This is a genomic window from Flavobacterium aerium, from assembly GCF_030766725.1.
In the GTDB taxonomy this organism is placed as follows: Bacteria; Bacteroidota; Bacteroidia; order Flavobacteriales; family Flavobacteriaceae; genus Flavobacterium; species Flavobacterium aerium.
This window is the reverse complement of record NZ_JARQWR010000009.1, coordinates 205,290-215,795: the sequence shown is the minus strand read 5'-3', so window position 1 is coordinate 215,795 and position 10,506 is coordinate 205,290. Positions and strand designations below refer to the sequence as shown.

General features: G+C 32.2%; 7 protein-coding genes. 5 read left to right on the top strand and 2 right to left on the bottom strand.

The genetic code is table 11. The features are described 5' to 3' along the window. On the bottom strand, positions 1 to 1,882 hold a 1,882-nt coding region (locus P6733_RS13655), incomplete at its 3' end, for a choice-of-anchor L domain-containing protein (RefSeq protein ID WP_306353466.1). Between the two features lie 160 nt (positions 1,883 to 2,042). Here P6733_RS13655 and P6733_RS13650 point away from each other — a divergent pair. Next, the gene (locus P6733_RS13650) at positions 2,043 to 2,942 is read left to right on the top strand and encodes a NifU family protein (protein WP_306353465.1); all 900 of its coding nucleotides are present in this window, start codon (positions 2,043 to 2,045) and stop codon (positions 2,940 to 2,942) included. Positions 2,943 to 2,983: 41 nt separating this feature from the next. Here the strand turns inward: P6733_RS13650 and P6733_RS13645 are convergent, their stop codons facing one another. After that, on the bottom strand, positions 2,984 to 5,236 hold the full coding sequence (locus P6733_RS13645) for an inorganic phosphate transporter (protein ID WP_306353464.1): 2,253 nt from the start codon (positions 5,234 to 5,236) through the stop codon (positions 2,984 to 2,986). 218 nt (positions 5,237 to 5,454) lie between these two features. On the opposite strand from P6733_RS13645, the gene P6733_RS13640 reads away from it, so the two are divergent. The 4 genes from P6733_RS13640 to P6733_RS13625 all read left to right on the top strand — a co-directional run bounded on the left by P6733_RS13640 (position 5,455) and on the right by P6733_RS13625 (position 10,470). After that, positions 5,455 to 7,482, top strand: a complete 2,028-nt coding sequence (locus tag P6733_RS13640) for a thioredoxin domain-containing protein (protein WP_306353463.1) — start codon at positions 5,455 to 5,457, stop codon at positions 7,480 to 7,482. Positions 7,483 to 7,497: 15 nt separating this feature from the next. Continuing rightward, on the top strand, positions 7,498 to 8,331 hold the full coding sequence (locus P6733_RS13635; protein ID WP_306353462.1) for a mechanosensitive ion channel family protein: 834 nt from the start codon (positions 7,498 to 7,500) through the stop codon (positions 8,329 to 8,331). Between the two features lie 262 nt (positions 8,332 to 8,593). After that, on the top strand, positions 8,594 to 10,150 hold the full coding sequence (locus P6733_RS13630; protein WP_306353460.1) for a vitamin K epoxide reductase family protein: 1,557 nt from the start codon (positions 8,594 to 8,596) through the stop codon (positions 10,148 to 10,150). Positions 10,151 to 10,227: 77 nt separating this feature from the next. Continuing rightward, a complete protein-coding gene (locus P6733_RS13625; protein WP_306353459.1) occupies positions 10,228 to 10,470 on the top strand; it encodes a hypothetical protein in 243 nt (80 codons plus the stop codon). The last annotated feature ends 36 nt before the right edge of the window (positions 10,471 to 10,506 follow it).

Genomic DNA, 10,506 nt, shown 5'->3' with positions numbered 1-10,506 from the left:
CAACAACTGGAATCGCATTAATTGTTACTACAAAACTTTTCTCGTCTGTACAATTTGGGGTAGTCCCAGATTGAGCATAAACATACACGGTTTGCGTAGTAGTGAGTGTTGCTCCTGCTGCTAATGGCGTTCCTGTTCCCCCTGTTCCAGTAAAGTATCCCCCTACTGTTAAAGCTGGTAAAACATAACTTCCACATGCCGATACATCGGCAACTGGCGCAACAACAGGTTGTGGGTGAACCGTTACAGTGAAACTTGTGTTTGCAAAACATCCGTCGCCAGCTGTATTAACCACGTGAACATAAATTGTTCCACTAGGACCTGTGTAAACTGATGGGGTTGGTATTGGATTGGCTCCAGTAGCTCCATCGGCAGCGTTTGTATGGTAGGTAATTGTATATCCTACAGGACCTGCGCCATCTAGAATTATACTTTCTTGTGTTGTTAAATCAAAGGTTGCAGTACCTGAACCTACCGGTAGCTCACATGCTGATAAATTAGCTGGTTGCCCTAAAACAACAGCACTTTTATTTAAAGTAAAGGTTCTAACGAATGTACAACCTGTACCTGAAGCAATATCTTCAATCTTAATATATATGGTTTCTCCGTTTCCTGGACTTTGGTAATTTGTTAACTGAACAGTTGGAATTGTTGGAAATCCAGCGTTCATAGCTGCTTCAGTAGCAAAATAATTTATATCATAAAGATTCGGATCCACGTTAAGTGCTGCCGCATTATTCAATGTTAAATTATACGACTGTAAAGGTGTTCCATTATCACAAACTGTTAGATTTGTAGCTTGAGTTCCAGAAAATGGTGGTAAATATTCCACAACAATCTGATCTGTTAACTGACATGTTGTTCCAGGATAACTTGCAATAACACCATACGTTCCTGGTGCAGTAACTTCATAAGTAGGTCCGGTAGCACCTGGAATTGCAACTCCATTTAATGTCCATACGTACACTAAGTCTTCTCCTCCAACGATACTTAATACTTTTGTTTTCTCTGGACATAATGCTGCTCCACCAACTAAGTCAAAACCTAAATCGGCTGATCCCACGTTAAAACTCCCTGCTTCAATAAAAACGGCCGAATCCATGTTCGTATCATTTCTATCGGCGACAACTAACTTAATATGGTATAATACATTGGGCGTAACGGGCGACATTGCGTTCATTAAAACAGTCTGTCCGTTGAAATTTATAGCTGCTAAATTTGGATTCAATCCTCCTGCTCCATAATAAGCGGCAAAGAAAGTTGGATTCACAGAGGCACAAGCGGCATTATATAAAGCATCTCGAATTGTAACAACTGATACTGGTACATTAGTCCCAGGGATTACAGCTAAATTTGACTGTACTCCAGTAACTGTATTGGTTAATATAAAAGCAAAAGCATCAGAAAAACTACATTGGTAAGTACCGTATTCTTCTGAAGCAAATAAGAAATTAAAACTAATTGTATCTGTTAAGGGTTTGAAATCAAATTCAATATAAGAAGCATTTTTAGGATTCATTGCATTTCCTGTTGCAGCAAGGATAATAGCTGCTAAATCAGGATCCCCAGGCCAACCATTACCTCCTACTCCTTGTGTCGTTAAGTTAGGTCCGGGTGCTAAATTCACATTTCCAGTACTCAAAATAACTCCTTTTGCAATAGGAAAATTAGGATTTGTATTTGTAAAATACCCAATTCCGTTTACATCTCCATAATTTGTTCCTGTCACTCCAACAATATTGGAAACCTGTGCACAGGGTGTATCGATTAATACATCTTTAATTAATTGGTCTACGGTGTAAGTTGTGGTATTTACAGTAATCCCTTGTGAAAAGCCTTTTACAGCAAAAAGTAAACATAATACAAGTAATATTTTTTTCATACAGAAATGGGGTTATTATTTGTTTTTTACTACTTTAAGTCTTAATAAATAAAAAAAACTTATCCCAGTCGTAAATTAATGTTAATTTATTGTTTAAAAAGCCAAATATAGTATTTCATAGAAAATAACTTCGTTAAATTTGTAAAAAATTACAAAAAATATGATAACCGTTATAATTAGGGAGACACAGAACCCTGCCATAATAAAATTTGAATTATCTGATTTTATAACTAAAAATGAGAGTTTTGAGTTTAAAAACATAGATGAGGCTAGCGATTCTCCATTAAGTCAGCAATTATTTTACTTACCTTTTGTGAAGACCGTGTACATTTCTGGAAACTTTATTGCAATCGAACGTTATAATATCGTGGAGTGGAGTGATGTTCAGGACGCTGTTTCTGAACAAATTCAAAAATTCATTAATGGTGGTGGTGAAGTTATTAAACACAAAGAAACTAGTACAAAAAAACAGCCTGTTACCATTTATGCTGAAAGTACTCCTAATCCTGCTGTTTTAAAGTTTGTTGCAAACAAGGCTTTAACCAAAACTACTGTTGAATTTAAAAATATTGATGAAACTCAATCTTCTCCTTTAGCAAAAGAACTTTTCAAGTTCCCTTTTGTCAAAGAAGTTTTTATGGATGAGAATTACATTTCTATTACTAAATATGCTGTGAATGAATGGCAGGAAGTAACACTTGAATTACGCACTTTCTTAAAGCAATATATTGAGGAAGGAAAAACAATTATTGATGAAAGTCTTATTGTCGCAACTCCTCAACAGGAAAAGCAACAAGACCAACATTTCGATACTTTAGATGTTACTTCACAACAAATCATCAATATACTAGAAGAGTATGTTAAACCAGCTGTTGCTAGTGATGGTGGTAATATTATATTTGATTCTTATAATGAAGAGGATAAAAGAGTAAAAGTAATTCTGCAAGGTGCTTGTAGTGGTTGCCCTTCTTCCACATTCACCTTAAAGAATGGTATTGAAAACATGCTAAAGGATATGTTGAATGATCAAGATATTAAAGTAGAAGCTATAAACGCATAATCTATAAAAAAAGCCGATTGAAATTTCAATCGGCTTTTTTATTATTTTCTTGAGCTATTTACATGGGCATTAAATTCTTTAAATAACTCTAATAAATTCATTGTTGCTTTTATTAAATCATTTGTTTCCAAAAGAAGGGCAAAATACAATTTACTATTTTTTGGACTCGTTTCTGTTGTTCTTATTCGGGTAATTTGCTTTTGAATTAGAATTGAAACATTATCCAACAGCAAATTCTTTTGCGCTAATATCCCTTCAATTTTTTCAAACTTTTTACTTTCAAAAGTATCTTCTAAAGTATCAAACAGATTGCTTAATTCATTATCAATACTTTTTAAATCTCTAATTTGATTGAATTTTAGCTTCTTGTGATTATTATCTACATGGACAAAACTATTCTGTGTAATATATCCAATAGACTGAACCATATCTTGTAAATAACCTAGTATTAGCACATAGAATTTACTTCCTTCTAATGAAGTTTCATCTAAATTTCTAATGAAATAATACACGTTACTTTTTAATTCATCTACTTCCTTTTCAATCTTTTTTAATTGTTTCTTATTCTTATTTAATTTGGCTAAATCTTGTAGTCCCAAATTATCAATTACATCGCTGTATAATTTATTCGAATTACTAATCACATTTGAAATCTGATTTGAACTTTCTTGTATTACCTCATGAATGGTAACAATATCTTCGCGTTTTAGCTTAACTCGATCTTCTTCTCTTTTAACTTTTTTCGCATGTGCTTTTGCGCTTTTAAACAGTAAAATTGCTACTAGTATTAATAAGGCTACTAAACCAACTACTTTTCCGAAATGCATGATGGATGCAATAAGTGCTGAGGAAAGGAATGCTATAATTGCTGTTACAAACCATCCTCCAATTACATTAAAAACTCCCGCTACTCTATATACAGCGCTTTCTCTATCCCACGCCCTGTCTGCAAAGGAAGATCCCATTGCCACCATAAAAGTTACATAGGTCGTTGACAGTGGTAATTTCATAGAAGTTCCTATTGCAATCAATATACTAGCTACCATTAAATTCACGGAAGCACGAACCATGTCAAATACAGGTTCATCTACACTTTTCCCTAAAGTTTCTATTTTCTCAAAACGCTTGTCTATTTTTAATTGCAATGATTTCGGCAAAAAATAATTCACTCCAATTCCAATATACATTGTTCCTCTAACGATAATACGGGATAATGTATTCGGTGCGAATTTCTCTACTCCTTCTCCTTGGCGCGTTAAACTCATTTCTGTTTCAATTACATTTCTGGCTTTTTTCGAAGTCCAAAGTGTAAAAATCATTACGATTCCCGCCAGTAATAAAAGATAAAATGGAGCTACCATTTCACCAGACGCTAATGCTCCCATAAGCATGGTATCATCTACTCCGCCTGCTGCTGTATAAATTCCATAGGATTGCCATGCCGCAATTGGGACACCAATAAAATTCACTAAGTCATTTCCCGCAAAAGCTAAGGCCAAGGCAAATGTTCCGATCACAATAATAACCCTGAAAATATTCGTTTTGAATACTGTCATGATAAGTTGTGAAGCTATCGTCCAGAAAATCAGATTTACACCAATGATTGTCAATTGATGGGAATTTAACCACACTTTCATTTCTGCATTTACAAAGGAAGCGTCTTTTAACCCTTTAAAAATGATAAAAAAGGTAATGGCTGATATTGCTAACCCACCAAAAATGGCTCCAACATATCGCATTCTCTTCTCTATCTGAAAAGTAAATATTATCCTTGCAATGTATTGAACTACTGCTCCTATTGAGAATGAAAGTAATACTGACAATAGAATACTGTAAACAATTTCGGATGCTTTTTTAGTATTGATATAAGCCGATAGTAAATCCATACTATCTTCTTCTTTTACGATCTTGAATATCGCTAAACAAACCGAAGCTCCTAATAAGCTAAAAATAACAGATACTGTGGTGGATGTCGGTAGGCCTAAAGAATTGAATACATCTAATAGTAGAATGTCGGTAATCATAACAGCCATAAAAATGATCATTACATCATTAAAGCTAAAAAGACTAGGTACAAAAATTCCACTACGAGCAATTTCCATCATTCCTCCAGAAAAAGTAGCTCCTACGGCTACCCCGATGCTCGCAACAATCATTATCATTTTGAATGAAACTGCTTTTGAACCTATCGCAGAATTCAGAAAATTTACTGCATCATTTGCGACTCCTACAGATAAATCAATTACGGCTAAAATAACCAATGCCAAAAGCATTAGAACGTATACTTGCTCCATGAAAATTGTGTTCTTTTATAATTGCAAAATTCCTTTAACTATTTTAAAACTACGTTAAGTTAATGTTATGAATCACTATTGCACTCTGAAACACCTTAAAAACATTGGTACTATATTTTTTTACTAGCTATAGAACAAGAACTAAATCCTTTTTTTAGTCTCTTTTTAAAAATTTAAAAATCGTACTTTTGAATATTCCAATTTTGATTTTTATTCTCATGAAACAACGTAATGAACTCCATTTAGAAACTAGTCCTTATCTTTTACAACATGCTGAAAATCCAGTTTTTTGGAAAGCTTGGAATCCTACTTCTCTACTGGAAGCAAAAGAATCGAATAAACTAATTATAGTAAGCATTGGTTATTCTGCTTGCCATTGGTGCCATGTTATGGAACATGAAAGTTTTGAGGATGCAGAAGTTGCTGATGTAATGAATGAGCATTTTATCAATATTAAAGTAGATCGAGAAGAACGACCGGATGTCGATGCTGTCTATATGAAGGCTATACAAATTATGACAGGACGTGGTGGATGGCCACTCAATGTAGTAACCTTACCTGATGGTAGACCTGTATGGGGTGGGACTTATTTCAAAAAGAGAGAATGGATTGAAACATTGACTCAATTACAGCAGTTGTATGATACTCAACCGGAAAAGATGATTGATTATGCCGAAAAATTGCACCAAGGAATTGAAGGATTAGCATTGATAGAGAAGAATACTGATCGAGTTTTACATCAGGATTTGCTTAAACCTCTTGTTGAAAAATGGTCCAAAAGTTTCGATTGGGAATTTGGTGGTTATATGCGAGCACCCAAATTCATGATGCCTAACAATTATAATTTCTTATTACAATATGGGTATCAAACCCAGAATGACACATTATTAGAATTCGTTAATCTGACCTTAACCAAAATGGCTTACGGAGGACTTTTCGATCCCATTGCTGGTGGTTTTTCACGTTATTCTGTGGATATGAAGTGGCATGTACCTCATTTTGAAAAAATGCTTTATGATAATGGTCAGCTGGTTAGTTTATATGCTTCTGCTTATAAATTAACGCAAAATCCTCTTTATAAAGAAGTAATCGACAAAACCTTATCCTTCATAGCTACTGATCTAACAAATGAACTTGGTGGATTTTATTGTGCACTCGATGCAGATAGCCTTAATAAAGAAGGGCATCTTGAAGAAGGAGCTTTTTATGTTTGGACCATTGAAGAATTGAAAACCTTATTGAAAGGTGATTTTGATTTATTTAGTGTTGTTTTTAACATTAATGAATTTGGCTATTGGGAGCATGAGAATTATGTACTGATTCAAAATCTTCCATTAGAAATTATTGCTGAAACCCACAAAATCCCAACACTTGAATTAGAACAAAAAAAGAAACAATGGGAAGAGCTTCTTTATAAAGAACGCGCCAAGAGAAGTGCTCCAAGACTAGATGATAAATGTTTAACTTCCTGGAATGCAATTATGTTAAAAGGTCATGTTGATGCTTACAAAGCGCTTCAAAACACTCATTATTTAGAAATTGCCTTGCGTAATGCTCATTTTATATTAGATTATCTATGGACCAGTGAGGGAAATTTGCTTCATAATTATAAAGGAGGAAAGAGTACTATAAATGGTTATCTTGAGGATTATTGTTTTGTAATTGATGCCTTCATTGCCTTATATGAAGTTACATTAAATGAAGAGTGGTTGCAACATGCGAAACAACTTACGGATTATTGTTTTGAACATTTCCATGATAATTCGACTCCATTCTTTTCATTCACTTCGGATCAGGATGATGCTTTAATTGCAAAACATTATGAAATTGAAGATAATGTAATTTCTGCATCGAATTCAGTTATGGCAAATAATTTGTACAAATTGAGCATTTATTTTGAGAATTCATTTTATGAAAAAACAGTTGAACAAATGCTTGAGAGTGTAATTCCTTCCATTGATTATCCATCTGCTTTTGCTAATTGGTTACAGGTTTTCTTGCATTATTCGGAGCAATCACGTGAATTAGCAATATGCGGTCAAGAGGCTCTAGGTCAAGTTCATAAAATAAATTCTATGTTTTTACCTCACGTGATTCTTGCGGGTTCTACGAAAGTTTCTGAAATTCCATTTCTTAAAAATCGTTTTGTTAAAGATAAATTAATGTTCTTTGTATGCCAAAACAGGAATTGTAATTTGCCCGTTACGACATTTTCGGAAGCATTAAATCAATTAAAATTATTTTAAAAAAAAAGATTACCTATGAAGAATTTGAATGACTATTTAAGTACATTTCTAGATGCTTTAATTGAATATTCGCCAAGATTAATTTCCGCTTTTCTAATATTATTTATCGGATTATGGGCTATTAAGTTTATAAAAAGGCTAATCACCAAAATTATGGTGAAACGTAATATGGAACCGACCTTAACAAATTTCCTAATGGATCTTTTAGTTTGGGCCTTAAGAATATTACTTTTTGTAACTTTTATTTCAAGACTTGGTGTCGAGACCTCTTCTTTTGTAGCCATATTAGGAGCCGCCAGTTTAGCTGTTGGTTTATCTTTACAAGGTTCCTTATCCAATTTTGCTGGAGGGGTTCTAATTATACTTTTTAAGCCTTTTAGAGTTGGAGAAACTATCGAAACACAGAACATCATTGGAACCGTTTTGGAGATCGAAATTTTTACAACTAAATTATTGACGGCTAACAATCAAACTGTTTTCATTCCTAATGGAGTATTATCCAATGGAACTATTATCAACTATACTTTACAGGGATATAGAAGAGCTGATTTAACAGTTGGGATTTCCTATAGTTCTAATATTAAAGTCGCAAAAGAGATTGCCCTAAAAGTAATGCGAGACAATCCTTTGGTATTAAAAACACCTGAACCTTCTGTAATTGTTAGAAACTTAGCGGCTAGTTCCGTTGACTTAGGTATTCGTCCTTGGGCAAATAATGCTGATTTTGTTACGGTTAATTCAGAAATTCTGGAGCAAATTAAAGATGCTTATGATAAAGCCGGAATTGAAATTCCCTTTCCCCAAAGCGACATTAATATAAAGAGGATTACTCCGCTACCTACAGCTTAAAAATCCATCAATAACAAGTACCAAAATATTTATACAACAAAGAGCGCTTTTATGCGCTCTTTGTCATTTTACAACTTTTCATTTATCATCATACAAAACGCATTTAGTCTTATTTTGATGTTTTGATGGCTTATAATAACATCTTCCAAAGTGTTAAAAAAATATATTTGATACTTAATTTTCACAATAAAGTCATCAATAAAACTACTTAAGATAAAAACTTATATTTTTTCTACCAGTAGCTTCTCTAAATTAAGATATATTGAAAGCCGAAACAATAAATATTATCAATCAATACTTAAAATCATCAAATTATCAGATTGATCGGAAAACGTTTGCTCTACAATTAGAAACACATCCCGAATATCCTAGTTTTAAATCTATTTCTGATACTTTAGATTATTTTAAAATTGAAAACTTAATTGCAAGAATCCCAAAAAATGCTCTAGAACAAATCCCCAAGCCCTTTATAACGCTTTATAAAAGCAATAATGGTTTAAAATTGGTTTTAATTAAAAAACACAAAGGGTATATCCTTATTACTTATGAAGACTTAAAGAGAGAGAAAATAAGTATTACCGAATTTAAAAAAGGCTGGGACAATACTATTATAGTGATTGAAAATAATTCACAAAACTTCAATTTACATTCCAGTTTTAAAACAGTAAGTATAATAATCCTGAGCACCATTATTTTCTTAAATCTATTATTCAATAGTATTGAGATCAGTATATATGTTATAATTTCATTAATCGGATTATCAATAAGTTATTTCATAATTAAGGAAGTTTTAGGGATACATAATAATAAAATTGAAAAAATATGTGAGGCAATTTCAAAAGCAAATAGTTGCAATAATGTTATAAATGATAAAAGAGGTAATCTATTTGATATCATTTCTCTAAGTGATGCTCCTATTATCTATTTTTCAATCAATTTCATATCATTTGTCATAATTGGATTCAACTTCACCTTAATATTTTTTATTTCTATCCTTAGCATCTTTGTTGTCTTATTTTCTATTTATTATCAAAAATTTATCATTAAGCAATGGTGCACATTATGTTTAATAATTTCAACTATTTTGCTGTTCCAATTCATTATTTTAATAATAAATTTTGAGAAACTAAATATTGATTTACCATATATATCAAAATACCTTTTAATCTCATTTTTAGTAATAACGATTTGGCTTAGCATAAAATCATTATTAATAAGCAATTTAAAATTAGCAATCATCGAATCTGATTTCTTAAAATTCAAAAGAGATAAATCTCTTTTCCAAACTTTACTAAATAAAGACAAATTAATTAATAACAATATAATACCATTTGAAAACAAAATCACTTTTGGTTCTGAAAACCCATCACTTGCAATTACTGCAATTACTAATCCTTTATGTGGTTTTTGTGTAGAATCTTTTCAGATATACTTCAAAATATTAGAAACTTTTCCAAGTGTCCAAATTAATTTTATTTTCAATATTCCTTTTGAAAATAAAAATGACTTATCTACACAGATTGTAATTACAGTTTTAGACATCTACTTAAATAAAAACAAAGAAAAAGCATTAATTGCCCTTAATGAGTGGTATAAGGAAAGAGCTATTGAAAAATGGAAAAACACCTACAAACTACCATTAAAAAGAGAAGAAAGAATTTTCAGTATATTAAAAACCCAACAAAATTGGTTGACGGTTAATAATGTTCATTATACACCTATAACAATTTTAGAAACATCTTATTACCCTAAGCAATACAATATAAATGATCTATTATTATTTGTTAATGATATACTGCTTGAAAAAGAAAAAAGCTAAAAAAATATTCTTGCAAGAATGGACACAAACTCAAGTGTCATTAAGTGTTTGAGTAAAATTAATTTAAAATATATTGTATGTTAAAAAGCATTTCAAATTTAGATGGTATTATAACCTTAAACAAAATACAACAAAGAAGTATTAGTGGTGGTAGAAATGGAAGCTGTGCAGTAATGATGACAAGTGGCGATGGAGAAATATTAGTTATGCACGGTACTCTAGCAGAGATCACTGCTGCTGGAGGTAATGGTGGAGGTAATAAATGGTGCTGCAAAAGTTGTAATAGCGCATCATGGATAAATTCATGTAACATTTGTTAACTTAAGTAAACTATATGGACTAAAATAGTCCATATA

Coding starts and splice junctions, on each gene's coding strand:
- P6733_RS13650 (WP_306353465.1), top strand. CDS start 2,043: ATGATAACCGTTATAATTAGGGAGACACAGAACCCTGCCATAATAAAA.
- P6733_RS13645 (WP_306353464.1), bottom strand. CDS start 5,236: ATGGAGCAAGTATACGTTCTAATGCTTTTGGCATTGGTTATTTTAGCC.
- P6733_RS13640 (WP_306353463.1), top strand. CDS start 5,455: ATGAAACAACGTAATGAACTCCATTTAGAAACTAGTCCTTATCTTTTA.
- P6733_RS13635 (WP_306353462.1), top strand. CDS start 7,498: ATGAAGAATTTGAATGACTATTTAAGTACATTTCTAGATGCTTTAATT.
- P6733_RS13625 (WP_306353459.1), top strand. CDS start 10,228: ATGTTAAAAAGCATTTCAAATTTAGATGGTATTATAACCTTAAACAAA.